The organism is Streptomyces maremycinicus (assembly GCF_001184025.1).
GTDB classification, from domain to species: Bacteria; Actinomycetota; Actinomycetes; order Streptomycetales; family Streptomycetaceae; genus Streptomyces; species Streptomyces maremycinicus.
Genome location: NZ_BBYG01000011.1, coordinates 399,831 through 425,111 on the forward strand (window position 1 = coordinate 399,831; position 25,281 = coordinate 425,111).

23 protein-coding genes and 2 pseudogenes are annotated in these 25,281 nt (G+C 74.1%); 17 read left to right on the forward strand and 8 right to left on the reverse strand.

Translation table 11 applies throughout. The features are described 5' to 3' along the window. Window positions 1-81: 81 nt before the first annotated feature. Window positions 82-474, reverse strand: coding sequence for an SCO5389 family protein (locus AOQ37_RS12210; protein ID WP_062644129.1), 393 nt, complete (start codon window positions 472-474; stop codon window positions 82-84). Between the two features lie 125 nt (window positions 475-599). Further along, the gene (locus AOQ37_RS12215; protein WP_062644130.1) at window positions 600-1,553 is read right to left on the reverse strand and encodes an ATP-binding protein; all 954 of its coding nucleotides are present in this window, start codon (window positions 1,551-1,553) and stop codon (window positions 600-602) included. 126 nt (window positions 1,554-1,679) lie between these two features. Between AOQ37_RS12215 and AOQ37_RS12220 the strand changes: the two are divergent. The 6 genes and pseudogenes from AOQ37_RS12220 to AOQ37_RS12245 all read left to right on the forward strand — a co-directional run. After that, window positions 1,680-2,216, forward strand: a pseudogene (locus AOQ37_RS12220) (GNAT family N-acetyltransferase); the annotation flags it as partial. A 148-nt stretch (window positions 2,217-2,364) separates the two neighbouring features. Further along, window positions 2,365-3,894, forward strand: coding sequence for an ABC transporter substrate-binding protein (locus AOQ37_RS12225; RefSeq protein ID WP_062644132.1), 1,530 nt, complete (start codon window positions 2,365-2,367; stop codon window positions 3,892-3,894). A gap of 4 nt (window positions 3,895-3,898) precedes the next feature. After that, window positions 3,899-5,710 carry an ABC transporter permease subunit gene (locus tag AOQ37_RS12230; RefSeq protein ID WP_062644134.1) on the forward strand — a complete coding sequence of 604 codons (1,812 nt, stop codon included), beginning with the start codon at window positions 3,899-3,901 and terminating at the stop codon, window positions 5,708-5,710. Further along, window positions 5,707-6,936 carry an MDR family MFS transporter gene (locus tag AOQ37_RS12235; protein WP_062644135.1) on the forward strand — a complete coding sequence of 410 codons (1,230 nt, stop codon included), beginning with the start codon at window positions 5,707-5,709 and terminating at the stop codon, window positions 6,934-6,936. The genes AOQ37_RS12230 and AOQ37_RS12235 overlap by 4 nt, the downstream gene beginning before the upstream one ends. Window positions 6,937-6,987: 51 nt before the next feature. Then, complete coding sequence (locus AOQ37_RS12240; protein WP_062644137.1) at window positions 6,988-7,770, forward strand: hypothetical protein; 783 nt, start codon at window positions 6,988-6,990, stop codon at window positions 7,768-7,770. A gap of 55 nt (window positions 7,771-7,825) precedes the next feature. After that, the gene (locus AOQ37_RS12245) at window positions 7,826-8,590 is read left to right on the forward strand and encodes a YcnI family protein (RefSeq protein WP_062644139.1); all 765 of its coding nucleotides are present in this window, start codon (window positions 7,826-7,828) and stop codon (window positions 8,588-8,590) included. A gap of 138 nt (window positions 8,591-8,728) precedes the next feature. Here AOQ37_RS12245 and AOQ37_RS12250 read toward each other — a convergent pair whose 3' ends face one another. After that, window positions 8,729-9,484 carry a CDP-alcohol phosphatidyltransferase family protein gene (locus AOQ37_RS12250; RefSeq protein WP_062644140.1) on the reverse strand — a complete coding sequence of 252 codons (756 nt, stop codon included), beginning with the start codon at window positions 9,482-9,484 and terminating at the stop codon, window positions 8,729-8,731. A 108-nt stretch (window positions 9,485-9,592) separates the two neighbouring features. Between AOQ37_RS12250 and AOQ37_RS12255 the strand changes: the two genes are divergently transcribed. The 5 genes and pseudogenes from AOQ37_RS12255 to AOQ37_RS42000 all read left to right on the forward strand — a co-directional run. Further along, window positions 9,593-10,582 carry a zinc-dependent alcohol dehydrogenase gene (locus AOQ37_RS12255; protein WP_062644142.1) on the forward strand — a complete coding sequence of 330 codons (990 nt, stop codon included), beginning with the start codon at window positions 9,593-9,595 and terminating at the stop codon, window positions 10,580-10,582. Between the two features lie 112 nt (window positions 10,583-10,694). Further along, a complete protein-coding gene (locus AOQ37_RS12260; RefSeq protein ID WP_054241489.1) occupies window positions 10,695-11,093 on the forward strand; it encodes a 6-pyruvoyl trahydropterin synthase family protein in 399 nt (132 codons plus the stop codon). Then, on the forward strand, window positions 11,090-12,286 hold the full coding sequence (locus tag AOQ37_RS12265) for a glycosyltransferase family 4 protein (protein WP_062644144.1): 1,197 nt from the start codon (window positions 11,090-11,092) through the stop codon (window positions 12,284-12,286). The genes AOQ37_RS12260 and AOQ37_RS12265 overlap by 4 nt, the downstream gene beginning before the upstream one ends. Next, on the forward strand, window positions 12,283-13,350 hold the full coding sequence (locus AOQ37_RS12270) for a trans-aconitate methyltransferase (RefSeq protein ID WP_107085183.1): 1,068 nt from the start codon (window positions 12,283-12,285) through the stop codon (window positions 13,348-13,350). Before AOQ37_RS12265 ends, AOQ37_RS12270 begins: the two co-directional genes overlap by 4 nt. Window positions 13,351-13,652: 302 nt before the next feature. Further along, window positions 13,653-14,375: pseudogene (locus tag AOQ37_RS42000) on the forward strand (lysylphosphatidylglycerol synthase transmembrane domain-containing protein); the annotation flags it as partial. A gap of 146 nt (window positions 14,376-14,521) precedes the next feature. Here AOQ37_RS42000 and AOQ37_RS38640 read toward each other — a convergent pair. Then, the gene (locus tag AOQ37_RS38640; protein ID WP_078890136.1) at window positions 14,522-15,367 is read right to left on the reverse strand and encodes a creatininase family protein; all 846 of its coding nucleotides are present in this window, start codon (window positions 15,365-15,367) and stop codon (window positions 14,522-14,524) included. 38 nt (window positions 15,368-15,405) lie between these two features. Between AOQ37_RS38640 and ribA the strand changes: the two genes are divergently transcribed. The 4 genes from ribA (at window position 15,406) to AOQ37_RS12300 (ending at window position 19,578) form a co-directional block, all read left to right on the forward strand. Then, complete coding sequence (gene ribA / locus AOQ37_RS12285; protein WP_028806143.1) at window positions 15,406-16,065, forward strand: GTP cyclohydrolase II; 660 nt, start codon at window positions 15,406-15,408, stop codon at window positions 16,063-16,065. Window positions 16,066-16,173: 108 nt separating this feature from the next. Beyond that, complete coding sequence (locus AOQ37_RS12290) at window positions 16,174-17,319, forward strand: NAD(P)/FAD-dependent oxidoreductase (RefSeq protein WP_062644149.1); 1,146 nt, start codon at window positions 16,174-16,176, stop codon at window positions 17,317-17,319. Beyond that, a complete protein-coding gene (locus AOQ37_RS12295; RefSeq protein WP_062644151.1) occupies window positions 17,316-18,377 on the forward strand; it encodes a saccharopine dehydrogenase in 1,062 nt (353 codons plus the stop codon). Before AOQ37_RS12290 ends, AOQ37_RS12295 begins: the two co-directional genes overlap by 4 nt. After that, window positions 18,370-19,578: a saccharopine dehydrogenase family protein gene (locus AOQ37_RS12300; RefSeq protein ID WP_062644153.1), complete on the forward strand. Its 1,209-nt coding sequence runs from the start codon at window positions 18,370-18,372 to the stop codon at window positions 19,576-19,578. The genes AOQ37_RS12295 and AOQ37_RS12300 overlap by 8 nt, the downstream gene beginning before the upstream one ends. 8 nt (window positions 19,579-19,586) lie before the next feature. Here the strand turns inward: AOQ37_RS12300 and AOQ37_RS12305 are convergent, their stop codons facing one another. Genes AOQ37_RS12305 through AOQ37_RS12315 form a run of 3 tightly spaced genes read right to left on the reverse strand, consistent with a single transcriptional unit; the run spans window position 19,587 to window position 22,854 of the window. Beyond that, window positions 19,587-20,816, reverse strand: coding sequence for a serine hydrolase domain-containing protein (locus AOQ37_RS12305; RefSeq protein ID WP_062644155.1), 1,230 nt, complete (start codon window positions 20,814-20,816; stop codon window positions 19,587-19,589). Window positions 20,817-20,875: 59 nt separating this feature from the next. Beyond that, window positions 20,876-22,252, reverse strand: a complete 1,377-nt coding sequence (locus AOQ37_RS12310; protein WP_062644495.1) for an MFS transporter — start codon at window positions 22,250-22,252, stop codon at window positions 20,876-20,878. A 53-nt stretch (window positions 22,253-22,305) separates the two neighbouring features. Next, on the reverse strand, window positions 22,306-22,854 hold the full coding sequence (locus AOQ37_RS12315) for a TetR/AcrR family transcriptional regulator (protein ID WP_062644497.1): 549 nt from the start codon (window positions 22,852-22,854) through the stop codon (window positions 22,306-22,308). 254 nt (window positions 22,855-23,108) lie between these two features. On the opposite strand from AOQ37_RS12315, the gene AOQ37_RS12320 reads away from it, so the two are divergent. After that, a complete protein-coding gene (locus tag AOQ37_RS12320; RefSeq protein ID WP_062644156.1) occupies window positions 23,109-23,558 on the forward strand; it encodes a PPOX class F420-dependent oxidoreductase in 450 nt (149 codons plus the stop codon). Here the strand turns inward: AOQ37_RS12320 and AOQ37_RS12325 are convergent. Continuing rightward, window positions 23,555-24,445, reverse strand: coding sequence for an NAD(P)-dependent oxidoreductase (locus AOQ37_RS12325; RefSeq protein WP_062644158.1), 891 nt, complete (start codon window positions 24,443-24,445; stop codon window positions 23,555-23,557). The two genes, AOQ37_RS12320 and AOQ37_RS12325, sit on opposite strands and share 4 nt — an antisense overlap. A gap of 117 nt (window positions 24,446-24,562) precedes the next feature. Between AOQ37_RS12325 and AOQ37_RS12330 the strand changes: the two genes are divergently transcribed. Beyond that, window positions 24,563-25,177 (forward strand): TetR/AcrR family transcriptional regulator, encoded by a 615-nt coding sequence (locus AOQ37_RS12330; protein WP_062644160.1) that lies wholly within the window; start codon window positions 24,563-24,565, stop codon window positions 25,175-25,177. The last annotated feature ends 104 nt before the right edge of the window (window positions 25,178-25,281 follow it).

Sequence of the window (25,281 nt, forward strand, 5' to 3'; positions counted from 1 at the left end):
CCCGCGTGACCGGGTGATGCGACCGGCTGTCCGTATCCCTTCGGCTGCCCGGTCCTGGGGCGGACCGAGTTCCGACAGGACCTAGCAGTCCCGCAGTTCCGCCGACTGGTTCAGTACCTGAGCCCGCGTCGAGGTGAAGCGCGTGTAGGTCTCGCCGCCCCGGTCTCCCGGGCGGAAGGCCGCCACCCGGTGGCAGTTCTGGAAGGCCAGGGTCACCTCGAAGTGGCGTTCCAGGCTGCCGCGGATGGCGTCGCTGGCCAGGGCCCGCAGGAGCTGGCCGCGCTCCTGCTCGGAGGCGGGAGGCGTCTGGTTGTCGGTGAACAGGTCGGCACCGGAGTGCAGTTCGGAGGCGAGGGACGCGATGAGGTCGTAGGCGTAGGGGAGGGAGGTCCGGATCGTGTCCACGAAGTCCTGCTCGCGGATGTCACCGGCTTCGGCCTCGGCGAGGAGCTTCGGGGAGACGTCGAGAGACATGGGTGTCCTGTTCTGGTGGAGGGTGGAGGGCGGAGGGCGGAGGCTGGGGGGAGGGTGGGGGCTGGGGAAGTGGGGGAGTGAGAGGTGGGCCGTGCCCGGGGCGGCGTGCGCGGGGGCCGTGCAGGTCAGTGAAGTGACGCCGGGCCGGGGACGAACTCCGGGTCCACCTGGGCGGCCAGGTCCTGGCCCGTCGCCGCGTCCGCCCAGGCGCGGGCGTTGCGGAGGTGGAACTCCACGGCGTGGCGGTGCAGGAGCGGCCAGTTCTTCTCGCGGGCGTCGACCGTCTCGCGCAGAAGGTCGAGTGCGTGGCGGTTGACGTCCTCCAACTCGCCGCGCGGTGCGCCCCGTTCGGCCGAGCGGACCCATGGGGAGACGACGAGGTGGGTGAGGAGGTCGTCCCCGACCTCCTCCTTGAGGAAGAGCAGATCGTCCTCGCCGGTCACCTTGTTGCCGACCACGGCGAGCGGGATGCCGAACTCGCGGGCGTGGTCGCGGTACTGGCGGTAGACGGAGACGCCCTTGCGGGTGGGTTCGGCCACCAGGAACGTCATGTCGAAGCGGGTGAACAGGCCGGAGGCGAAGGCGTCCGCGCCGGCCGTCATGTCCATCACCAGGTACTCGCCGGGGCCGTCCACCAGGTGGCTCAGATAGAGCTCCACCGCGCCCAGCTTGGAGTGGTAGCAGGCGACCCCCAGGTCGCTCTCGTCGAACTCGCCCGTCACCATCAACGGCACTCCACCGACCCGCTGGACGTGACGCGTGTGCAGTGCGTCGTTGCCCAGCAGGCGCAGCAGCCGGGAGCCGCGGCCCGGTGGGGTCGTCTTGACCATCGCCTCGCGGGAGGTGACGCGCGGGTTGCTGCCGCGCAGCAGGTCCTTGATGTCGCCCAGATGCGCGGCCAGGGGCGGGGCCGTGAAGGGCGCCGGGCCCGCCGCGGGGTCCAGGGCCTCGGCCAGATGCTGGTTGATGTCGCCGTCCACCGCCAGCACCGGTGCGCCCGATCGTGCCAACTGCCGGGCGAACAGGGCGGACAGGGTCGTCTTTCCGCTGCCGCCCTTCCCCACGAACGCGACGCGCATCACAGCACCCCCTTGTTGAAAATGAATGTCATGTGGCTAGATTTAGAGGCGCGTCGCGATCTCTGTCAAATCCGGGAGTGGTGGTTAAGTGATCAACCTTGCTGGCTTAATGCATATGATGTGCAAGTGCATGAGTACCGCATCAGGGCCGCCGGCCCCGAGGACCTCGACGGCGCCCGAGCCGTCATGCTCGACACCGTGTACCGCGATTTCGGTACCGGCTACGTGCCCCGCTGGCACGGCGACATCATCGATCCGGCCGCCGCCTACCTCGCCCCGGCCCGCCACGCCCTGCTGGTCGCGCTCGCCGGCGAGGACGGCGAGGGCGGGGAGGTCGTCGCCACCGCGGCTCTGGACTCGCGGGGCCCCGCGCATCCGCCGAACCCGCGCCATGTCGCCGAGCGCTACCCCTCCGGCACGACCGCGCAACTGCGTCGTGTCTACGTCCGCCGGGAGCACCGGCGGCGTGGTCTCGCCCGGCGGCTGGTCACCGAACTCCTCGCCTTCGCGGTGGCGGACGGCGGCTATCGGTCCGTCTACCTGCACACGGACCCTGCCGTGGAGGGGGCCGAGGGATTCTGGCGGTCGCTCGGCACCGTGGTGCACGACGAGCGGGACCGACTGACCGGCGGCCAGGGCATCGTGCACTTCGACGTGCCTCTCCGCGTGCCCGTCCCCGTGTCCCCTTCGTCCTGCGCACCCTCCGGTTCTTCCTCGTCCTCCGGTTCCTCCGGTTCCTCCGGGACCTCCGCGCGTTCGGCGCGCCCCGACCCTCCCTCCGCTCGCCCTCGTCCCACAGGCCGGTAACTCCATGCGCTTCCTCCGCCGTCTCCGCCCTCTTCGCCGTCCCCGTCCTCCTCGGTTTCTCGCCGCGTTCCTCCTCACCCCGCTGCTCGCCGGCTGTTTCGCCTCCTCCGGGGGCGACGACGGTGCGGGCTCCGGTGCCGACGACGGCTCCCGGTTGCGCGTCGCCCTGGCGTTCCCGCCCGCCGAGAACCTCTCTCCGCACGGCGCCGACGCGACGATCCTCAGCCGTCTGGGGGTCACCGAGGGGCTGACCGCCCTCGACGCCAATGGCACCGCCGCCCCGGCACTCGCCGCGTCCTGGCGACGCGAGGACGACCGCACCTGGCTGTTCACCCTGCGCGAGGCCGTGTTCCAGGACGGCTCGGACGTCACGCCCGCCGCCGTCGCCGCCTCCCTCACGCGTGCCACCGAGGCCGAGCCACCCCCGGCCGCGCTCTCCGGGGTCACCCTCACGGCGAAGGCGGCGGGCGGAACCGGCGTCCGGGTCACGACCGCGGCGCCCGACCCGGTGCTGCCGCTGCGCCTGTCCAGCCCCGGACTCGGCGTCCTCGCCCCGAAGGCCTACGGGAAGAAGGGCGCCGTCGACCCGGTCGGTACCGCCACCGGTCCCTTCGCGCTCACCGAGGTCACCGGCGCCACCGCCGCCGCTCTCGACCGGTTCGACGACTACTGGGGCGGCCGGGCCCAGGCCTCCGGTGTCGACGTGCGCTTCATCGCCGACGGCACCGCCCGCGCCAACGCCCTGCGCACCGGACAGGTGGACCTCGCCGAGGCGATACCCGTCGCCCAGGCGGCCACCCTCGCCGGGGACACCCGCCGGGAGACCGCCACGACCCGCACCACCAGCCTGCTGCTCAACGCGAAGTCCGGCGTCTTCAAGGATCCCGCCCTGCGGGCCGCCGCACGCGCGGCCGTCGACACCTCCGTCCTCGCCCAGGGTGTCTACGAGGGGCACGCGGACGCCGGTGCGGGGCTCTACGGTCCGGCCGTCACCTGGGCCGAGGGCAAGCGCGTCCAGCCGGCCGGGCGAGCGAAGGCCGGCAGCCCCGGCGGCGCCTCGCTCACCCTCGCCACCTACGACAACCGGCCCGAACTCCCCGAGGTCGCACAGGTGCTGAAGCAGCAGCTGGAGAAGGCCGGTTTCAAGGTGAAGCTGGAGGTGCGGGAGTACTCGAGGCTGGAGAGCGACGCGCTCGCGGGGAGGTTCGACGCCTTCGTCGGCGCCCGCAACAGCCTCCTCGACACCGGCGACCCCGTCTCCGTCCTGGCCGGCGACTTCACCTGCGACGGCGGCTACAACCTCGCCCTGTTGTGCGACAAGGCCGTCGACAGGGCGGTCGCGGCGGCGCAGACGGTGGCCGACACCGGCGAGCGGCAGGACGCCGTCCTTGCCGCGGAGGCCGCGATCCTCCGTACGGACGCCGTCGTCCCGCTCGTCCACCAGCGCGTCATCACCGGGGTCGCCGCCGGGGTCGGCGGTGCGCTGCTCGATCCGTACGAGCGCACGCTCGTCGGCGCCGGGACCCGGCGCTGACGGCATGAGGAGCAGGATGGGCGCGCTGCTGTGGCGTGCCGCGCTGGCCGCGATCCTGGTGTGCGGCATCGGACTGCTGCCCTGGCTGTCGCGCACCGACCCGGCACTGACCGTGCTGAAGGCGCGGTCCGCCGACCGGGACGCGACGCCCGAGGTGCTCGCCGCCATCCGCGCGCAACTCGGCCTGCAAGAGGGCCCGTTGCGCCTGCTCGGGCACTGGCTCGCGGGACTGCCGCGCGGGGACGCCGGACGGTCGTGGATCTCCGGTGCCGACGTTCTGCCCGGCGTCCTCGAGGCTCTCGGCGCGTCACTGCTGCTGATGCTGGTGGCCCTGGCTGCCGCCCTGGTCACCGCCGCCGGTGTGTGCGCCCGGACGCTGTACCTCGGTGCGCGGCGACGCCTGGAGGGCCGACCCGCGGGCGGTTCCGGGTCCGCGGTGCTGGCGGCGCTGCCCGAGTTCCTGACCGCGTCCGTGCTCGCCACCGTCGTCGGGGTGCAGTGGGGGTGGCTGCCCGCTCTCGGCTGGTACGGCCCGCAGTGGACGGTGCTGCCCGCGCTCGCCCTGGGCCTGCCCGCAGGGGCGGTGCTCGGGCGCCTGCTCGACGACCGGCTGCCGGCCGCCTTCGCCGAGCCCTGGGCGCTGGCCGCGGCCGCGCGCGGACTGCCCGGCCGGAGCATCGCCCGCAAGGCGCTGCGCCGCTGTGTGCCCGGACTGCTGCCCAACCTCGGCCTGTTCGTCGTGGGGCTGACCGGCGGGTCCGTCGCCGTGGAGCAGATATTCGACATCCCGGGGCTCGGCCGGACCACGCTCCAGGCGGCGATCGCACAGGACCTGCCGGTCCTCCAGGCCGGCACCCTCGTTCTGGTGGCCCTCGCGGCCGCCGTCACCGGGGCCACTCGGCTCGCCGCCCGGCGGCTCATCGGTCCCGCGCTGCGCGACGGCGCGTTGCACACGCTCCACCGGCCGTCGCCGCCGGCCCGCGGGATCCTGCCGCTCGCGTACGGGCTCGTGCTGTCGGTCGTCCTTCTCCTCGGGCTGCCGCGCGATCCGCTCGCCCTCGACACCGCGTCCCGTCTCCGGCCTCCCTCCACCGCCCACCCGTTCGGCACGGACGCGCTCGGCCGCGACGTCCTCGCCCGGGTCGCGCACGGAGCCCTGGACACGCTGCTGCTCGCCCTCGCCATCAGCGCGATCGCCCTGACGGCCGGGGTGCTGCTCGGACTGCTGCCCCGGTTGTCAGGGCCGCTCGTCGACACGGTGAACGCCGTACCGCCCGTGCTCGCCGCGCTGCTCGTCGCCGCCGTCTGGGGCAGCGGGCCCACGACGCCCGTGTTCGCCGTGGCCGTGGTGGCCTGGGCGCCGCTCGCCGCGCACACCTCCGCGCTGCTGCGGCAGGAGCGGGCCACCCTCCATCTGACCGCCACTCGTGCCCTCGGCGCGGGACCCGGGTATCTGCTGAGGAGCGAGCTGCTGCCCGCCGTCCTCCCGCCCGTCGCCCGGCACGCCCTGCTGCGGCTGCCCGGCGTCGCGCTCGCCCTGGCCTCGCTCGGCTTCCTCGGTCTGGGCGCCCAGCCGCCGTCCCCGGAGTGGGGCCTGCTCCTCGCCGAGAACCAGCCCTACGCCGAACGCGCCCCCTGGGCGGTGCTCGCCCCCGCGACCGTCCTCGCCGTCCTCGGCGCACTGGCGGTGACCGCGGCCGGCGGGGTGCGACGACCGGGGCCACGGCCCTGGCCGCGGTCCCGGCGAACTCGTAGGGCAGACCCCGACGCCGGCGAACCGCCCGCTGTCCGCGCCGAGTTGGTGGACGCCGGATGACGGGGACCCGCCTCTCCCGGCCCCGCGGCGCGCGGGGGGCGCCGCCGCTCTCGCCGTTGCTGCGGCTGCTGATCCTCACCCAACTCGCCTTCAACATCGGCTTCTTCGCCGTTCTGCCATTCCTCGCCGAGCATCTGGGCGACGCGGTCGGCATGGCGGGCTGGCTGGTCGGGTTCGTGCTGGGGCTGCGGACCTTCAGCCAGCAAGGGCTGTTCGTGGTCGGCGGGGTGCTCGTCGACCGGTACGGCGTCCGGCCCGTGGTGCTCGCCGGGTGCGCGCTGCGCATCGCCGGGTTCGGCTGGCTCGGTCACGCCGGGCAGACCTGGACGGTCGTCGGGGCGGTGTTGCTGATCGGGTTCGCGGCCGCGCTGTTCTCCCCCGCCGTCGAGTCCGAGGTGGCCCGGCAGGCCGTCGCGCACGAGGAGTCGGGAGGCGGGCCGCGCACCCGGGTGCTCGCCCTGTTCACCGTCGCCGGGCAGGCCGGGGCGTTCGTCGGGCCGCTGCTCGGCGCGCTGCTCCTCACCGTCGACTTCCGCGCGGTGTGTCTGGCCGGAGCCGGTGTCTTCGTCCTCGTCCTCGCCTCTCACGCCTGGCTGCTCCCTCAGCACATCCCCGGCCGCGCCCGGGTCCGAGTACGCGGCGGTGTCCGACCGCTGCTCCGCAACCGCCGCTTCCTCGCCCTGTGCTGTGCCTACGGCGCCTACCTCCTCGCCTACAACCAGCTCTACCTCGCCCTGCCCGCAGAGGTGGAACGGGCGGCCGCCTCGCAGGCACCGCTGGCGTGGCTGTTCGCCCTGTCGTCGCTGCTGGTCGTGACCGCCCAGCTGCCGGTCACCCGGTGGGCGGGGGAGCGGATCGACCTGCGCCGCTCGATGGCGGCCGGGCTCGCGCTGATCGCGGCGGGGTTCGCCGTCGTGGCCGCCGCCCTGCCCGCCGGACGGACCGGAACGGCCGGGCTGCTGCCCGCGGCCGGCTTCGTCCTGCTGCTCACGCTCGGTCAGATGCTCGTCGTCCCGGCCGCCCGCGCCTGGGTGCCCGACCTTGCCGAGGAGGGCCGGCTCGGCCTGTACACCGGGGCGCTGTCCTCGGTCTCCGGGCTGATCGTGCTGGTCGGCAGCGCGGTCACCGGCACCCTCCTGGACGCCGGTCTGCCCCCGGCCGTCCCCTGGCTCCTGCTGGCCGCCGTCCCGGCCGCGGCGGTGGCGCTTCTCCCTCGGAGAACGTGAACGCGGGAGCGGCGCTCGACGTATCCGTCGAGCGTGGGAGGATCCCTCACCATGAGTGCGTCCCCGGCCGTCCGGAGTCTGCGCGCCGCGGTGTTCGCCGCGGTGTGCGTGCTGCTGGCCGCCGCCGGGCACGGGCTCGCCACGGGTGACACGCCGCCGCCGTGGGCGGACGCCGCCGGATTCCTGGCCGTCTTCGCCGCCGGTTGGCTGCTCGGCGCCCGGGAACGTGGGCTGCCGGGGATCGGCGCGGCGACGCTGGCCACCCAGGCCGGCCTGCACGTCGCCTTCGACGCGGCCCGTTCGCGCGGGGCCGCGCGGACGATGCCCGCGCCGCCCATGACGTCCGCCCACGGGACGCGCACCCACGGAACGCAAGCCCACGTGACGCAAGCCCACGGGACGCACGCGCACGGCGTGTACGTGAACGGTGTGCGCGTACACGCGGCGCAGGCGCACCCTCACACCGTCACCGCCATGACCTCGCAGGGCCACACCGTCGCGGCCATGACCCCGCACGGCCACACCGTCACCGCCATGACCCCGCACGTCCACACCCTCACGGCCATGACCGCGCACGCGACCGTGGCCCATCTGCTCGCCGCGCTCGCCGCCTCCTGGTGGCTGCGGCGCGGAGAGGCCGCCCTGTGGTCGCTGCTGCGCTGGGCGGTCGCCTTCCTGCCGGGCCTCGCGGCCTGGTGGCGGGGGACCCCCGTCCCGCGGCCCGTCCCCTCGTCGCAGGCCGCCGCCTCGGCCGCCGTCCCGCCCCGACAGCGGCTGCTGCGCCACGCGGTGAGCCGTCGCGGACCGCCCGCCCCGATCCCGTACGCGATCTGACCCCGAGCCGGCCCCGAGCCGGGCCTCCTTCTTCCGGTACGGAGATCACCCCCTCATGCCCACCGTCAAGCCTTCTCCCGACCCCACCCCGCACCGCGCCCCGCACCCCACCCCGCACCGCGCCCTGCGCCGGGCCGGTCTCGGCACCGTGCTGGCCGCCGCCGCGGTCCTCGCCGCCGCCGGTGCCGCCTCCGCGCACGTGACCGTGCACCCCGAGAGCTATGCCGAGGGCGCCACCGACGGCGTCCTGAGTTTCCGGGTCCCCGACGAGGAGGACACCGCGAGCACCACCGAGGTCCAGGTCTTCCTGCCCACCGACCACCCCGTGCTCGGGGTGCTGGTCCATCCGCAGGACGGCTGGACCGCGAAGGTGACGACCACGAAGCTCAAGACGCCCGTCAGGACCGACGACGGCACGATCACCGAGGCCGTCTCCGAGATCACCTGGACCGGCGGGAAGATCGGCGTGGGCCAGTACGAGGACTTCGACGTCGCCTTCGGTCAACTGCCCGACGACGCCGGTCGGCTGGTCTTCAAGACTCTCCAGACCTACTCCGACGGCAAGATCGTCCGCTGGATCGAGGAGGCCCGGGCGGGCGCGGACGAACCGGAGAACCCGGCGCCGGTGCTGACGCTGACGGCGGCTCCGGCAGCCCCGGCGGACGGCAAGAACAGCGAGAGCGGCGCGGAGCGGGTCGGCGCCGCCGACGCCGGTGACTCCACCGCCCGCGGACTGGGCGTCGCGGGGCTGGTCGTCGGTGTGCTGGGTCTCGCGGCGGCCGCCTTCGCCGTCGTACGGACGCGGTCGGCGCGGCCGTAGCAGGCGGGGAGTGCGTGCGGTCGGCGCGGCGCCGGCACGCGGGGAGCCCATGAAGCAGGGCCCGGACCGGTCTCACGGTCCGGGCCCTGCCCCATGGGAGAGGAGAGCACGGGAGGGGAGAGTCCTGGGCGAGGGGAGCTACACGAGCTCCAGCACCTTCGGCGCCGGAGCCTGCGCGGCGGTCCGCGAGGTCCGCCGCAGCCACAGCACGTCCCGGCCGAAGGACCACACCAGGGAGCCGAGTGCCAGCAGGACGACGGCGAAGTTGCCCGCGTACGGCAGCAGGTCCGCGCCCGCCAGCAGCAGCAGCACGCCCTGGAGCGCGGCGACCGTCTTGCGGGCGGTGCTCGGCGGGAGCGGGGCGTTGAGCCAGGGGGCGACACGGGCCGCCGCGACGAACACGTAGCGCATGCCGCCGATCAGGAGGACCCAGGGGCCCAGCGCCATCGAGACGTACACGCTGAGCACCAGGATCAGGAACGCGTCGACCTCCATGTCGAAGCGCGCGCCCAGCGCCGTCGAGGTGCCGGTGCGGCGGGCGACCTTGCCGTCGACGCCGTCGAGGATCAGGGCCACGGCCGTCAGACCGACCAGCAGGGTCACCGGCGGCGTGCTCTCGAAGGAGTCCGCGACCAGCGCGGTCACCCCGCCGACCAGGGTCGCCCGCCCGAGCGTGACCCGGTTGGCCGGGCCGAACGAGCGCAGACTGGAGCGGTGCAGGGCGCGGGAGAGCACCGCCCAGGTGGCGATGGCGAAGACGAGACCGGTCACCCAGCCCGCCGGCCCCAGGCCGATCGCCGAGCCGAGCAGAGCCAGCAACAGGATCTGAACGCCCGCTCCCACAGCGGTCTCCTGCTGGACCAGCCTTGCGTCGTAAGTGTTGTTCAGGGCCACCGCACATTCCTCCGGCCAGATGACAAAGATGATCAGTGCCGCGTACTGTGCGCGGACTGTGCACACCTCGGTACGTGGGCCGGTTGCCGATCGTTCAGGAGGATGCCGATGTCTGTCACCGCTCGTGCGTTCTGGGTCAGCTCTCCGGGTACGGGAGAGATCCGCGAGGTCGTCGTTCCCGACCCGGCCGAGGACGAGGTGCTGGTGCGCTCGTCGTGGTCCGGTGTGAGCCGTGGCACGGAGACCCTCGTCTTCCGCGGCGGGGTGCCCGAGAGCCAGCACGCGGCGATGCGGGCGCCGTTCCAGGAGGGCGACTTCCCGGCGCCCGTGAAGTACGGCTACCTCAACGTCGGGGTGGTGGAGAAGGGGCCAGCGGCGCTGGTCGGGCGCACGGTCTTCTGCCTCTACCCGCACCAGACGCGGTACGTCGTCCCGGCCTCGGCCGTGACGGTCGTACCGGACTCGGTGCCCGCGGCGCGGGCCGTCCTCGCCGGCACCGTCGAGACCGCCGTCAACGCGCTGTGGGACGCCGCGCCGCTGGTCGGGGACCGGATCGCGGTGGTCGGCGGCGGCATGGTCGGCTGCTCGGTGGCCGCGCTGCTCGCCCGCTTCCCCGGCGTCCGCGTGCAGGTGGTGGACGCCGACCCGGCGCGGGCGAAGGTCGCCGAGGCCCTCGGGGTCGACTTCGCCCTCCCCGAGGACGCCCGCGACGGGCTCGACCTCGTCGTGCACGCCAGCGCCACCGAACAGGGCCTCGCCCGTTCCCTGGAGCTGTTGTCCGCCGAAGGCACCGTCATCGAACTCAGCTGGTACGGCGACCAGAAGGTCTCCCTCCCGCTCGGCGAGGACTTCCACTCCCGGCGGCTGGTCATCCGCAGCAGCCAGGTCGGCACCGTCTCCCCGGGCGGCCGCGCCGGCCGCACGTACGCCGACCGGCTCGCGCTCGCCCTGGAGCTGCTGGCCGACCCGGCGCTCGACGCCCTCGTCACCGGAGACAGCGCTTTCGAGGAGCTGCCGGAGGTGATGCCGAAGCTCGCGAGCGGCGAGATTCCGGCCCTGTGCCACCGCGTCAGGTACGAACAGGAGCGCCTGACCTGAGAAAAGAGTGAGATCGGGCTGAACAAGGGGAAGCGAAGGTCCGTACTACACGGCATCCCCCGGGCGGCCAACGGCCGGGGGAGCAGAGGCGCCGCACCTGGAGGGTCGTCCGTTGTTCAGTGTCACCGTCCGCGATCACATCATGATCGCCCACAGCTTCCGCGGCGAGGTCTTCGGACCCGCGCAGCGCCTGCACGGAGCGACGTTCCTCGTGGACGCCACTTTCCGCCGCGAGCAGCTGGACGACGACAACATCGTCGTCGACATCGGGCTGGCCACGCAGGAACTGGGAGCGGTGGTCAGCGAGCTGAACTACCGCAACCTCGACAACGAGCCCGACTTCGCGGGGGTCAACACCTCGACCGAGTTCCTGGCCAAGGTCATCGCCGACCGGCTCGCGGAGCGGATCCACAAGGGCGCGCTCGGTGAGGGCGCCCGGGGTATCGCCGCCATCGCCGTCAGCCTGCACGAATCACATGTCGCCTGGGCGAGTTACGAGCGTGCCCTGTGACCGACGTGACCCTGGAGAAGGCCGCCGTGCCCACGGCCCCGCTCGCGTACGTGCCCGCGCAGGCAGCGCTTCCCAAGATCGGGGGGATCATCCCCATGTCCCTGCGCTCCGTGCAGTTCGTGATGCCGGGCGGGGTCGACGACCCCAGGAACCCGAGCGGCGGCAACGCCTACGACCGGCGTCTGTGCCTGGACCTGCCCGGCTTCGGCTGGCAGGTGCACAAGCATCAGGTGGCCGGTTCCTGGCCCCGTCCGGAGGCGGCGGCCGGCGCGGAACTGGCGCGGACGCTGCGGGAGTTCCCCGACGGCACGGTCGTCCTCATCGACGGGCTCGTGGCCTGCGGGGTCCCGGAGATCATCGTCCCCGAGGCGGAGCGGCTGCGGCTCGCCGTCCTCGTCCACCTTCCGCTGGGTGACGAGCGGGGTCTCGCGCCCGAGGTGGCGGCCGAACTCGACGCCAAGGAGCGGGAGGTGCTGCGGGCCGTGCCCGCGGTGATCGCCACCAGCGACTGGGCGGTCCGCCGGCTCGTCTCCCACCACGGGCTCGCCCCCGAACGGGTCCATGTCGCCGCCCCCGGCGCCGACATCGCCCCCCTCGCCTCCGGCACCGACGGCGTCTCGCGGCTGCTGTGCGTGGCCGCCGTCACCCCGCGCAAGGGGCAGCACCGGCTGGTGGAGGCGCTGGCCGCGGCGCGGGACCTGCCGTGGAGCTGCGTGTGCGTGGGCGGCCTCGGGCAGGACCCGGAGTACGTCGCCCATCTGCGCGGCCTGATCGCCGAGTACGGCCTCCAGGACCGGCTGGAGCTGGCGGGACCGAAGACCGGCGCCGACCTCGACGCCGCCTACGCCTCCGCCGACCTGATGGTCCTCACCTCCTACGCGGAGACGTACGGCATGGCCGTCACCGAGGCGCTCGCCCGCGGCATCCCCGTCCTCGCGACGGACGTCGGCGGGCTGCCCGAGGCGGTCGGCCGCGCCCCCGACGGCGGTGTCCCCGGCATCCTCGTCCCGCCGGAGGACCCGGCCGCCCTCGCGGTCGAGCTGCGCGGCTGGTTCGGCGAGGCCGACGTACGACGTCGTCTCAAGGCCGCCGCGCGCGGCCGCCGGGCGGCCCTGAACGGCTGGGCGACGACCGCCCAGAGCCTGGCCGGTGTCCTCGGCCGGCTTCCCAGCGAACCCCGGAGGGCGGCATGAGGAAGACGACGGCGACCCCGGCCGACGTGGCACGACGCGTGGGCGGTATCCCGGCACAGCCGGTCCGGAAGGAAGCTGGTCAGGTGATGGAGTCCCCGATCCCCGGCGGTGCCACGGAGACCGGTACGGGTTCCGGTGCCGGCGACGAGGTGCCCGGCGTGATCGCCGGCGCCGGGCCGGTGAGCGCGGCCGGTGAGCGCCCCACCGTGCGGCTGCGGGACGCCGGGCCGGACGAGCAGCCCCGCTACGCCCCCGAATGGCTGGAGCTGCGCGAGCCCGCCGACGCCGCCGCCCGGTCGATGGAGCTGCTGGACCCGCTGCGGATCCGGCTCGCCAACCTGCCCGGACGCGGCGGTCTCGCCATCCACGACCTCGGCTGCGGCACCGGCTCGATGGGCCGCTGGCTGGCCCCGCGCCTGGACGGCGGCCAGCACTGGATCCTGCACGACCGTGACCCCTACCTCCTGCATTTCGCGGCCGTCGCCTCGCCCCGGGCCGCCGCCGACGGCAGCCGGGTCACCGTCGAGACCCGGCGCGGCGACGTCGCCCGCCTCACCCCGGACGCCCTGCTCGGCGCCTCGCTGGTCACCGCGTCCGCGCTGCTGGACGTCCTCACCCGCGAGGAGATCGAGACGCTCGCCGCCGCCTGCGCGGGGGCGGGCTGCCCGGCGCTGCTGACCCTGTCGGTCGCCGGACGCGTCGAACTCAGCGCGCCGGACCCGCTGGACGACGAGATCGCCGCCGCCTTCAACGACCACCAGCGGCGCGGCGGGATGCTCGGCCCCGACGCGGTGGCCGTGGCCTGCGAGGCGTTCGCCGCCCACGGCGCGACCGTCAAGGTGCACCCGAGTCCGTGGCGGCTCGGCCCCGAGCACGTGGGCCTCACCGCCCAGTGGCTGCGCGGCTGGGTCGGCGCGGCGGTGGAGGAGCGCCCCGCGCTGGCGGAGCGCGCCGAGGCCTACCTGGCCGCCCGGCTGGCGGCCTGCGCGGCCGGTGAACTGCACGTCACCGTCCACCACAGCGACCTGCTGGCACTGGCCCGGCCGACGGGCGGGGCGGCCTGATGAGCGCGGAGACGGTGAGCCCCCGGGTGACGGCCGCGCCGCCGGCCGGGTGGTCCGCACCAGGCCGGGCGGAGGGAGCCGGGGTGGTCGCTCGCCGGCCCCCGCGCGGCCCCTCCGCGGCCCGCACCGGCGCCGCCGTGTCCGAGGCACGTATCGGCGTCATCGTGACCGGGCCGCGGGCACGCGGGACCTCCCGGCTGCGTGCCCTGCTCGGCAGCCGGGCCCTGCGCACGCACTTCGGTACGGTCGCCGGACTCGTCATCATGGGCGTACTGCTGTGGCGGCTGGGCACCGGCGTCTTCATGGACGGACTGCGCCGGATCGACGTGCCGACACTGCTGGTGGGGCTCGGGATCGGCGCCGTCACCACGGTGTTCAGCGCCTGGCGGTGGGCGCTGGTGGCCCGCGGGCTGCGTATCCGGCTGCCGCTCGGCCCGGCCGTCGCCGACTACTACCGCTCCCTGTTCCTCAACGCGGCGCTGCCCGGCGGCATCCTCGGCGACGTGCACCGCGCGGTACGGCACGGGCAGAGCGCAGGTGACGTCGGACGTGGGGTGCGGGCCGTGGTCCTGGAGCGCACCGCGGGCCAACTCGTACTGGCCGTCGCAGGTGTGACGATTCTGCTGACCCTGCCCTCCCCGGTCGCGCAGGACGTACGGCACATCGCCCCGCTGGTCCTGCTGGCCGGCCTGGGCGCTCTCGCCGTCGTCCTCGCCGTCCGGATGAACGCCTCGGCCCCGCGGCGCGGCGGCCGGCTGCGGGCGGGGCTGGCCGAGGCGCGCGAGGGACTGCTGTCGCGGCGCAACGGGCCCGGCGTCGCCGTGTCCTCGGCGGTCGTCCTGGCCGGGCACCTCGGGATGTTCGTCGTGGCCGCGCGGGTCGCGGGCTCCGGCGCCTCCGTCCTCGAACTGCTGCCGATCGCCGTCCTCGCGCTGCTCGCCATGGGCCTGCCGCTGAACGTCGGTGGCTGGGGCCCCCGCGAGGGCGTCACCGCCTGGGCGTTCGGCGCCGCCGGGCTGGGCGCGAGCACCGGCCTCGCGGTCGCCGTCGTGTACGGCGTGCTCAGCTTCGTGGCGGCGCTGCCGGGGGCGGTCGTGCTGGTCGCCCGCTGGTACGCGGGGCTGCGGGCCGGGGCCGTCGAGGAGAGCGGACCCGGGCCCGACGAGCGGCGTCACGACGACGTCGCGGCACCCGCTGCGAAGTCGTCACCGGCGTCGGACTCGCCCGTCGTGGCGGTTCGGGTCCCGGTGCCCGAAGCCGTCGGAGTTCCCCTGGTGAGCAAGGAGAAATACGCGCCGAAGGAATCCGCCAGGCTCGCCAGGAGTTCCTTCCCCTTTTCCGCGGACCCCAGGGAAGGACGGCCGATGACGCCCGAATCGGTATAGGCGGACATTCCCAGCGTGAGCAGATGACGGCGGTCGTCCGCGACGAGATCGGCCGACTCATAACCGGGCCGGACGAGTTCGGGGTGGGCGTGCAACAGGATCGAGGTCTCGATCTCCCCGGCGTGCATGTCGGTGAGCAGCGAGGTCGCCACCCCGGACCGCTCCAGCGCCGCCTCCCAGTCCTCCGGGGCCGGGAAGAGCGCCATCCGCTCACCCGCGGCGGAGGACTCCTGGACGACGTTGCCCAGGACGTAGTTCCCTCCGTGTCCGTTGACCAGCACCAAGGCCTCGACGCCCGAGCGGCGCAGCGACGCCGCTATGTCCCGTACCACCGCGTGAAGGGTCACGGAGGAGATGCTGACGGTTCCCGGCCAGTCCGCGTGCTCGTGCGAGCAGGCGATGGTCACCGGCGGGAGGAGGTGCACCGGGTACGCCCCGGCGATCTCCCGGGCGATGGCGCACGCGACCAGTGTGTCGGTGGCCAACGGCAGGTACGGTCCGTGCTGTTCAAAGCTTCCGACGGGCAGGACCGCCACCTGTGTCGAGACGCCGGCCCCCCGGGTCCGTACGTCCTCGGACGTGTCCGTCGGCACCATTCCGTACGCCGCCGACCGTATTTCCGAACCACTCATTTCTTCCCGGCCCTTCGTCTCTGCTTAGGAACCAGATCATGACAGAAAAAATTGGCGTACTCGGCACGAAGACCCCGCAGCGCACCGGTGTGGAACGCGTGGTGAATGCACCCCTCCCCACCGTGTACGGGAAATTCCAGGCGGTGGGTTACATGGACCACGACCGCGGTGACGAGCAGGTCGCTCTGGTCTACGGCGAGATCGGCACCGAGGACGTGCTGACCCGGCTCCACTCGGAGTGCCTGACCGGCGACGCGTTCGGCTCCCAGCACTGCGAGTGCGGCGACCAGCTGGCGTCCGCCCTGCGGGCGGTCGTCGCCGAGGGCCGCGGCGTGGTCGTCTACCTGCGCGGACACGAGGGCCGGGGCATCGGGCTGCTCGGCAAGCTGCGGGCGATGGCGCTCCAGGCGGAGGGCCTGGACACCGTCGAGGCGAACGTCGCGCTGGGCTTCCCGGTCGACGCCCGCGACTACAAGGTGGCCGCGGACATCCTGCGCGACCTGGGCGTCGACTCGGTCCGCCTGATGTCCAACAACCCGCGCAAGCGCGAGGCGCTGGTGGACAACGGCATCAGGGTCGCCGAAGAGGTCCCGCTGCTGATCGAGCCGTGCGAGAACAACATCACCTATCTGCGCACCAAGCGGGAGCGCCTGGACCACCGGCTGCCCCACCTGGACGCGGTGGCGCACTGGTCCTGACCGCGCGTGGAACCGCCGCCCGGACGGGTAGGGATCACGGCGGCCATGGCGTACGACAGCCCCGGCCCGGCGTACGGGCCGGTGCCGCCGTGACAAGGAGCCGCTCGGGTGAACACGCATGCCTCGGTAGTCGTCATCGGCGGCGGGGTGATGGGCACGAGCATCGCCTACCACCTCGCCGCCGCCGGCGTCCGTGACGTCCTGCTGGTGGAGCGCGACGAACTGGCCGCGGGCTCGACCTCGAAAGCCGCCGGCGGGGTGCGCGCCCAGTTCTCCGACGAGCTGAACATCCAGCTCGGGGCGCGCAGCCTGGAGAGCTTCGGGCGGTTCGAGGAGGAGACCGGGTACGACATCGGGCTGCACCGCGTCGGCTACCTCTTCCTGCTGTCCACGCCCGAGGAGGTCGCCTCCTTCGAGGCGGGCGTACGGCTCCAGAACGCGCTCGGGGTGCCCAGCCGCATGATCGACCCGGCCGAGGCGCGGCGCCTGTCCCCGCTGATCCGCACCGACGGGTTACTCGCGGCCGCGTTCTCGCCCGACGACGGGCACTGCACCCCGGAGGCCGTCGTCCACGGGTACGCGGCCGCCGCCCGCCGGCACGGGGCGCGCATCCTGCGGCACACCGCGGTCACCGGCATCGAACGGCGGGGCGCCACGATCACCGCCGTGCGGACCACCCTCGGCCGCGTCGCCACCGACACCGTCGTGTGCGCGGCCGGCGCCTGGTCCCGGGCCGTCGGCGCGATGGCCGGCGTGGAGCTTCCGGTGCAGCCGCTGCGCCGCCAGATCGCGGTCACCGAAGCGGTCCCCGGCCTGCCGCCGGACCTCCCCATGACCATCGACTTCACCAGCAGTCTCTACTTCCACGGCGAGGGCCCCGGGCTGCTGGTCGGCATGTCCGACCCGGACGAGCGGCCTGGCTTCGCCACCGACACCCACGACCGGTGGATCCCCCGCCTCGCCGCGGCCATGGAGCGCCGCGCCCCCGCCCTGCTCGACCTGCGCCGCACGGGCGGCTGGGCCGGGCTGTACGAGGTCACCCCGGACCACAACGCGCTGATCGGCGAGGCGTCCTCGGTATCCCGCTTCCTGTACGCGACGGGCTTTTCCGGCCATGGTTTCCTCCAGGGGCCGGCCGTCGGCGAGGTCGTCCGCGACCTGTGTCTCGGCCGCGTACCCTTCGTGGACGTCACCCCCCTGAGCGCCGACCGTTTCGCGGCCGACGCCCCGCGTCCGGAGGCCAACCGCGTATGACCGAACTGCACCTGTGGCTGCGGCACGAGACCCGCGTCACCGAACGGCGCACCCCGGTCGTCCCCGACGACGCCCGCCGTCTCGTCGAGGCCGGTGTGGAACTGACCGTCGAGGACTCCCCGCAGCGCGTCTTCGCGACGCGGGAGTACGAGTCCGCGGGCGCCCGGACCGTCCCCGCGGGCTCATGGATCTCCGCGCCCCCCGAGGCCGTCGTCCTCGGCCTGAAGGAACTCCCGGACGAGCCGGCCCGACTGCGCCACCGGCACATCTTCTTCGGGCACGCCTACAAGCAGCAGCCGGGCGCCGTCGACCTGTTGCGCCGGTTCGCCGCCGGGGGAGGGGCGCTCCTGGACCTGGAGTACCTGGTCGACGACGACGGCCGCCGGCTCGCCGCCTTCGGCTTCTGGGCCGGCTACCTGGGCGCGGCCCTGGCGGTCCTCCAGCACCGCGGCCAGCTCACCGCCCCCCTGCGCCCCACCGACAAGGCCGAGTTGGACGAGACGCTCCGTCCGGCCCCCGGTGACGAGGAGTTCACCGCCCTGGTCGTCGGCGCCCTGGGCCGCAGCGGCCGGGGAGCGCGGGCCGCGTTCACCACGGCCAGGACCGAGCCCACCGCCTGGGACCTGGCGGAGACCGCCGACCTGGACCGCCCCGCCCTGCTCGCCCACGACGTGCTGGTCAACTGCGTCCTCGCCACCACCCCGGTACCGCCGTTCGTCCGCGAGGAGGACCTCGACGACCCGGCCCGCCGGCTGCGCACCCTCTCCGACGTCACCTGCGACGTGGGCTCGCCCCTCAACGTCCTGCCGGTGTACGACCGCACCACCGAGTGGACGGACCCGGTGCGCAGGCTGCGCAAGGAGCCCCCGCTCGATCTGATCGCCATCGACAACCTGCCGTCCCTGCTGCCGCGCGAGTCCAGCGCCGACTTCTCGGCGGACCTGACGCCCCGGCTGCTGGACTTCGGCGACAGCGGAGCGTGGGGCCGCTGCCTGGACCGCTTCCGTCGAGCCTCCCGCGAACTCGGCCTGACGGAAGAGGAGGCCGGCCGTGGCTGACCTGGTCGCGGCGACCGGCACCGTCCACTGGGTCGGTGCCGGGCTCTCCACGGGCAGCGGCCTGGCCCAGCTGTGCGAGCACACCGACGGCGTACGGCTGTGGCACCGCACGGCGGAGCGGGCGGCCGAGGCCCTCGGCCGGCTGGGGCTGACCGGACGCGCCGAGCCGCTCGCCTACACCCTCGAGGCGCTCACGGACCGACTGGCGCCCGGGGACGTCGTGGTGTCGATGCTCCCCGCGTCCGAGCATCCGGCGCTGCTCGCGGCGTGCGTGGCCCGGCGGGCCCACTTCGCGTGCTCCAGCTATGTCTCCGACGCGGTGCTGGAGCAGGTCCTCCCGGCCCGAGCGGCCGGGATCGTCGTGCTCACCGAGGCGGGGCTCGACCCGGGCATCGACCACCTCTTCGCGCACAGCCTGGTGGCGCGGGCCCGCCGGGCGATCGGTGACGACACGGCCGCCACGTACCGCCTCACCTCGTACTGCGGAGGCGTCCCGGCAGTCCCCGATGACTTCAGGTACCGCTTCAGCTGGGCACCCCTGGGTGTCCTCAACGCCCTGCGCTCGCCCGCGCGTCACATCGAGGACGGCATCGAGACCGAGGTCGGCCGACCCTGGGAGGCCACCCGGGAGCACCGCGTCGACGGCGAGACCTTCGAGGTCTATCCCAACCGCGACAGCGTTCCGTTCATCGAGCAGTACGAGCTGCCGCGGGCCTGGACACCGCTGACCTTCGTCCGCGGCACGCTGCGCCTGGACGGCTGGCTGCGGGCGTGGGGCCCGGTCTTCGAGCGGCTGAGGACGGGCGACGACGCCTCGATCGCCGCGCTGGCCGAGGAGTTGGCGGCCACCTACCCGACCACGGACACCGACCGCGACCGTGTGGTCCTCGCCGTGTCGCTGGACGTGCGGGTGCCCGGCAGCGGGCCGGGCGACACCGGTGACACGGGTGACCGGGCCGGTGAGGTCGGCAACGACAGGGTGTGGTCCGGGAGTTACCTCCTGGACCTGGTGGGCGACGAGGAGGAGAGCGCGATGGCCCGCTGTGTGTCCCGGCCGCTCGCCCTCGGCGTCCGGCACATCCTGGACGGCTCCCTGGCACCAGGGCTGAGCCGGGCGGCCGAGACGGCGTCCCGCTCCGAGGAATGGCTGCGTGAACTCGCCGACCAGGGAATCGGGTTCACGCTGCGGGTGCGGGGCTGACGGGCTGTTCAGTCGGTGACCGCCTCGTGGACCAGCCGCTTGAGTTCGGGGTAGAGCTTCAGGGACCTCTTCGGCCTCAGCTGGGTCAGGAACTGCACGCTCAGATCGCGGCTCGGGTCGACCCAGAAGGTCGTGGTGGCGACGCCGCTCCAGCCGTAGGTGCCGAGCCCCGCGGGCGCCTGGGTACGGCCCGGGTCGGTCACCACCGAGACCCCGAGGCCGAAGCCGACACCGTCGTTGCCGGGTTCGTCGTGGGCCGGACGGCTGCCGAAGGTTCGCAGGTCGGCACCGCCGGGGAGGTGGTTGCGGGTCATCAGGTCGACCGTCTCGGCCTTGAGCAGCCGCACACCGTCCAGCCGGCCACGCCGGCGCAGCAGCTCGCTGAACCGGTGGACGTCGTACGCGGTCGCGACCATCCCGCCGCTGCCCGACAGGAACCGTGGCCGGCCGGACAGCGGCAGGCCCGGGATCGGCTCGATGCCGCCGTCGTCGGCGTCTCCGTACAACTCGGCCAGCCGGCCCGCCTGTTCGTCCGTGACCTGGAAGCCGGCGTCCGGCATGCCGAGCGGGCGGAAGATCCGCTCGGCGATGAACTCGTCCAGCGGCCGGCCGGAGACGACCTCGATGATCCGGCCCAGGACGTTGGTGGCCACCGAGTAGTTCCACTGGGTGCCCGGCTCGAACTGGAGCGGCAGCCGCGCGTACGCCTCCACCGTCGCGGCCAGGTCGGAGCCCGGCAGCACCGCCGACTCCAGACCGGCCTCGCGGTACAGGGCGTCGACCGGATGACAGTGGTAGAAGGCGAAGGTCAGGCCCGCGGTGTGGGTCATCAGATGCCTGACCAACAGCGGCTGCTCGGCCGGGCGGGTGGTGAGGCCGGCGCCCGAGCCGCCCGTGTACACCCGCTGCTCGGCGAAGGCCGGAAGGTGGTCGGCGACCGGGTCGTCGAGGCCCAGCCGGCCCTCCTCGACCAGTATCAGCGCGGCGACCGAGGTGACCGGCTTGGTCATCGAGTAGATCCGGTAGAGGGTGTCGGCCTCGACGGGCAGCCCGGCGGCGAGGTCGCGGCGGCCGTGCGCGGTGAGGTGGGCGACCCGGCCGCCGCGCGCGACGGCCACCAGGAACCCGGGCAGGCGCCCCTCGTCGACGAAGTCGGCGAGACGCTGGTCGAGCCGGTCCAGCGCCTTCGCGTCCAGCCCGACCTCGCTCGGGTCGACCTCTTGCCGCAGCAGTGCCATGGTTTTCCTCCGGTGCGCTCGTACAAGGTGCGGTCCCGGCCTACCCCGCCCGGACGACCTCAGACCTCATGGTCGCGCAGGGAACGCGTGTGCGGACCCCTTTCGACGCCATGATCGGTGTGCGTTGCGTCGCTTCCACCAGCCCGGGTACCCGGCGCGGGGGCGGGCGGAACGGATCGCGAACCGCCCGGCAGCGCCCGGCAGACCGGAAGCGCCGTCGCGGCCACGAACGCCAGCACGACCAGGGGCGAGCGCGTCGCGCCGAGGTCCATGAGCACGGTCGCCGAAGCCACGCCGAGCACCGGCCCGACGTTCATGGCGGTCTGCTGGAGTCCGCCCGCCACCCCGGCGGCCTCCGGCGGGGCCTGGCGTACGACGACATGGGTCGCCGCGACCATCACGGTGCCGAACCCGGCGCCCACCAGCGCGAACCCCGCGCAGAGAGCGGTCGGCGCCGAGGCGCGGGCCAGGACGAGGAGACCGGTGGCGAGGACGACCATCGCTCCCGCGACCGTGGTGCGGGCGCCGGACCGGCGCAGCAGGACCGCGGAGGCGGGCGCGGCGGCCACCAGCAGCGCGGCCAGCGGGAGGCTGAGCAGCGCGCTGCGCAGCGGGGTCAGCCCCAGGTCGTCCTGGAGTAGGTAGACGCAGGTCAGCAGCCCGCCGTTGAGGGCGGCCGACGCGATGACGAGCACGCCGAGCGCCCCGCCCACCGCCCGGGATCGCACGACCTCCGGCGGCAGCAGCGGAGAGGCCGTCCGGCGCTCGTGCCGCACGAAGGCGGCCCCGGACAGCAGGGCGACGGGGGCCGACCACGTCACTCCGGGGAGGCCGACGAGGGTGTGCACGAGGCAGGCCAGCGCCACCGCGAGCAGCAGGGCGCCGGGCAGGTCGAGCGGGACGCCGGTGGTCGGCCGGTCCCGGCCGTCCTGACGGGCCCGGGGGGCGAGGGCGAGCAGGCCGAACAGCAGCGCCGGCACGATGTTGAGGAGGAACACGGCCCGCCAGCCGAACCCGGTGGCCAGCGCGCCGCCCACCACCGGCCCGGCCGCGGCGGCCACCCCGATGGACGCGGTGCGCACGGCGATCGGCGTCCGCAGCCGCTCGGGCGGGTACGCGGCCCGCAGCATGCCCAGCGTGGCCGGCTGCAACAGCGCTCCGAACACCCCCTGCACGATCCGCAGCCCGATCACCCAGCCGATGTCCGGCGCCACCGCGATGCCCGCCGAGGCGGCGCCGAAGCCGAGCATGCCGAGGGCGAAGGTGCGCCGGTGTCCGTAGCGGTCCCCGAGGCGTCCGGCGAAGACCAACAGGCCCGCCACCGCCACGAGATACCCGGTACTGGTCCACTGCACCTGGCTGAAGGAGGCGCCCAGGTCGTGGCGCAGGGTGGGCTGCGCGACGGTGAGCACGGTCCCGTCCAGGGCGACCACCATGGCACCGGCCACACTGCTCGCCAGGGTCAGCGGCAGGGAGGGGCGGGAAGGCTTCACCGGGCGGCCTCCGGCCCGAGATGCGCGTCCAGGGCGGTCCGCAGCAGGGGTGCGAAGTCATCGGTCCCCGTGGCGAGCTGGAGGCTTCCCCAGCGCCAGAGCTGGGCGATGCCGTGCAGGTTCGCCCACAGCGCGCCCGCGACCGACCGGGCGTCACCGCCGGGCCGGACCCGGCCGACCAGGTCCACCAGGACGCCGAACAGGGGCAGGCTGGTGTCCCGCAGTCGCAAGTGACCGCTCTCCAGCAGATCGTGCCGGAACATCAGCTCGTACATCCCGGGGTTGTCCAGCGCGAACTCCAGGTAGGAGCGCGCCAGCTCGGTCAGCTGATCGCGCGGCCCGGCGTCACCCGCGCCGAGGGTCCTCGTCACCCGGGCGCCCAGCTGGGCGAAGCCGCGGTGCGCGATGGCCGACAACAGCTCCAGATGGGTGGGGAAGTGGCGGCGCGGCGCACCGTGCGAGACGCCGGCCCGGCGTGCGATCTCCCGCAGGGTGAGCGCTCCGGCACCCTCCCGGGAGACCAGGTCCACGCCGACGTCGACCAGGCGGGTCCGCAGATCGGGGTCCGGCGTATCGGCGTCCTGTCCATCGGCGTCCTGCTCATCGGCGTCCGGTAGATCGGCGGCCGGTGGATCGAGGGCCGGCAGATCGGCGTCCGGCTTTTCTGGGTCGCTCATAGACACTGTCTACCAGGATCGCGTAGACAGTGTCTACTCACGAGGACGGCGGGTCGAGGCGGGGAGGTGAAGCGGGGAGGTGGGGAGGGAATGCGCGCCGGGGCGCCGCGGGTTGTGCCGACATGACTCAGGAATCGACGCAGAACGCGCTGCTCGCACTGCTCTCCGAGGTCCGTGGCGGGGTACTGGTCACCCTCAAGCGCGACGGCCGCCCCCAGTTGTCGAACGTCGTGCACCGCTACTACCCGGACGACGGCGTCATCCGGGTCTCGATCACGGACGACCGCGCCAAGACCCGCAACCTGCGGCGCGACCCCCGGGCCTCGTACCACGTCACGGACTCCGACCGCCGCGCCTACGCGGTCGCCGAGGGCACCGCCGACCTCTCACCGGTCGCGACGGACCCCTACGACGCCACCGTCGAGGAACTGGTCCGCCTCTACCGCGACCTCGCGGGCGAGCATCCCGACTGGGACGACTACCGCGCCGCCATGGTCCGCGACCGCCGCCTGGTGCTGCGGCTGCGGGTGGAGCGGGCGTACGGCATTCCGAAGGGCGCCAACGACGGTTAGCCGGTGCGCCCGTGGCCGCCGTCGCTCCGGGCCTCCAGGGCGTGCAGCACGGCGACCATGTCCGCGCTCGCGTGCCCCAGGGCCACGGTCTCCTCGAACAGGGCGTGGCAGGTGTCGAGGAGCGGGGAGGCCAGCCCCGACGCGCGTGCCGCGTCGGCGATGAGGCGGTTGTTCTTCAGGACGTCGAGCGCGGCGGCCTGCACCGCGAAGTCGCCCGCCAGCAGCTTGGGCGCCTTCATCCGCGAGACCCCGCTCGCCAGTGGTCCGGCGGCCACCACGTCCAGGAACAGCCGCCGGTCCAGCCCCTGCCGTTCTGCGAAGTGGAACGCCTCGGTGAGGCCGGTCACCTGCGTGATCAGGAACAGGTTCACCGCGAGCTTCATCAGCAGCGCGCCGGGCGCCGGACCGCAGCGGAACGTCTCGTGGCACATCGGGGCGAGCAGCGGCCGTACGGTGTCCACCGCCGCCTCCTCGCCGGCCAGCATCGCCACCAGCCGGCCCTGCTCGGCCGGGACCCGCGAGCCGGACACGGGCGCCTCGACGTACCGGCCGCCCGCCGCGCGCACGTCACGCTCCAGCGCGCGCGAGTGGTCGGGCGAGGTCGTGCCCATGGTGACGACCACGCGGCCGGTCACCCGCCCGCCGAATTCCGGGGTGCCGCGGCCGAGGACGGCGTCGACGGCGGACCCGTCGGCCAGCATGAGGATCACGACCTCGGCGCGCGCGAACACCTCCGCCGGGTCCGCCGCGACCTCGGCGCCGGCCGCGCGCAGCGTCTCGGCGGAGGCCGCCGTACGGTTCCACACCACCAGGGGCGTCCCGGCGCGGGCCAGCCGCAACGCCATGGGGCGGCCCATCACGCCCAGACCGATGAATCCGACCCGCACGGCCGCCGCCTTTCCCAGGGGACTATGACAGCGGTCATAGTAGCGAGTGCTATGACGACGGTCATAGGCTTCCGGGCCACAGGACGCAACGTGTGCCACGCCCGGAGGAGGCCGACCATGCCGGTGCCCGAACGCGGACCCCGCGAGCGGATGGTCTTCAGCGCCGCCCAGCTCATCCGCCGCGGTGGAGTCGGTGCGACGGGCATGCGGGAGGTCGCCCTCCACGCCGGCGCGCCCCGGGGCTCGCTCCAGCACTACTTCCCCGGCGGCAAGCAGCAGCTCGTCGACGAGGCCCTGGCCTGGGCGGGCCGCTACGCCGGCCGGCGCGTCGCCCGGTTCCTGGACGAGTCTGCGAAGGCCGGCGAGCCCACACCCGCCGGACTCTTCGCCGCGATGGTGCGCCAGTGGACGGACGAGTACACGGCCTCCGGGTTCGCGGCGGGCTGCCCCGTCGCCGCCGCGACCGTCGACTGCGCGGCCTCCGGCGACTCCACGCGGGAGGCGGCGGCGGCCGCGTTCGCCACCTGGACCGGCCCGGTCGCCGAGGCCCTGACCGGCCTGGGCGTTCCCGCCGCCCGGGCCGGCTCGCTCGCCACCCTCATGATCAGCGCCCTGGAGGGAGCGATCCTGATCGCCAGGGCCGAACGGGACGTACGGGCCCTGACGACGGTCGCCACGGAACTGGCCCCGCTGCTGGACGCGGCCGTCGCGACGGCCGCCCCTCGGGAGTGAAGGGCGCGCCACCCCGGCGTGCTCCACCCGCGCCGCCCCGGCGCGCTCCACCCCGGCCCGCCCCGCCCCGCCCCGGTCCGTCCGGGCTCAAGGGGTGGCGCGGT

Excerpts from the sequence above, each read along its gene's own strand:
- AOQ37_RS38640 (WP_078890136.1), bottom strand. The coding sequence starts at position 15,367 with ATGAGTGGTTCGGAAATACGGTCGGCGGCGTACGGAATGGTGCCGACG.
- AOQ37_RS12295 (WP_062644151.1), top strand. The coding sequence starts at position 17,316 with ATGACCGAACTGCACCTGTGGCTGCGGCACGAGACCCGCGTCACCGAA.
- AOQ37_RS12270 (WP_107085183.1), top strand. The coding sequence starts at position 12,283 with ATGAGGAAGACGACGGCGACCCCGGCCGACGTGGCACGACGCGTGGGC.
- AOQ37_RS12305 (WP_062644155.1), bottom strand. The coding sequence starts at position 20,816 with ATGGCACTGCTGCGGCAAGAGGTCGACCCGAGCGAGGTCGGGCTGGAC.
- AOQ37_RS12240 (WP_062644137.1), top strand. The coding sequence starts at position 6,988 with ATGAGTGCGTCCCCGGCCGTCCGGAGTCTGCGCGCCGCGGTGTTCGCC.
- AOQ37_RS12210 (WP_062644129.1), bottom strand. The coding sequence starts at position 474 with ATGTCTCTCGACGTCTCCCCGAAGCTCCTCGCCGAGGCCGAAGCCGGT.
- AOQ37_RS12320 (WP_062644156.1), top strand. The coding sequence starts at position 23,109 with ATGACTCAGGAATCGACGCAGAACGCGCTGCTCGCACTGCTCTCCGAG.
- AOQ37_RS12255 (WP_062644142.1), top strand. The coding sequence starts at position 9,593 with ATGTCTGTCACCGCTCGTGCGTTCTGGGTCAGCTCTCCGGGTACGGGA.
- AOQ37_RS12230 (WP_062644134.1), top strand. The coding sequence starts at position 3,899 with ATGAGGAGCAGGATGGGCGCGCTGCTGTGGCGTGCCGCGCTGGCCGCG.
- AOQ37_RS12245 (WP_062644139.1), top strand. The coding sequence starts at position 7,826 with ATGCCCACCGTCAAGCCTTCTCCCGACCCCACCCCGCACCGCGCCCCG.
- AOQ37_RS12310 (WP_062644495.1), bottom strand. The coding sequence starts at position 22,252 with ATGGTGGTCGCCCTGGACGGGACCGTGCTCACCGTCGCGCAGCCCACC.
- AOQ37_RS12215 (WP_062644130.1), bottom strand. The coding sequence starts at position 1,553 with ATGCGCGTCGCGTTCGTGGGGAAGGGCGGCAGCGGAAAGACGACCCTG.
- AOQ37_RS12225 (WP_062644132.1), top strand. The coding sequence starts at position 2,365 with ATGCGCTTCCTCCGCCGTCTCCGCCCTCTTCGCCGTCCCCGTCCTCCT.
- AOQ37_RS12330 (WP_062644160.1), top strand. The coding sequence starts at position 24,563 with ATGCCGGTGCCCGAACGCGGACCCCGCGAGCGGATGGTCTTCAGCGCC.
- ribA (WP_028806143.1), top strand. The coding sequence starts at position 15,406 with ATGACAGAAAAAATTGGCGTACTCGGCACGAAGACCCCGCAGCGCACC.
- AOQ37_RS12235 (WP_062644135.1), top strand. The coding sequence starts at position 5,707 with ATGACGGGGACCCGCCTCTCCCGGCCCCGCGGCGCGCGGGGGGCGCCG.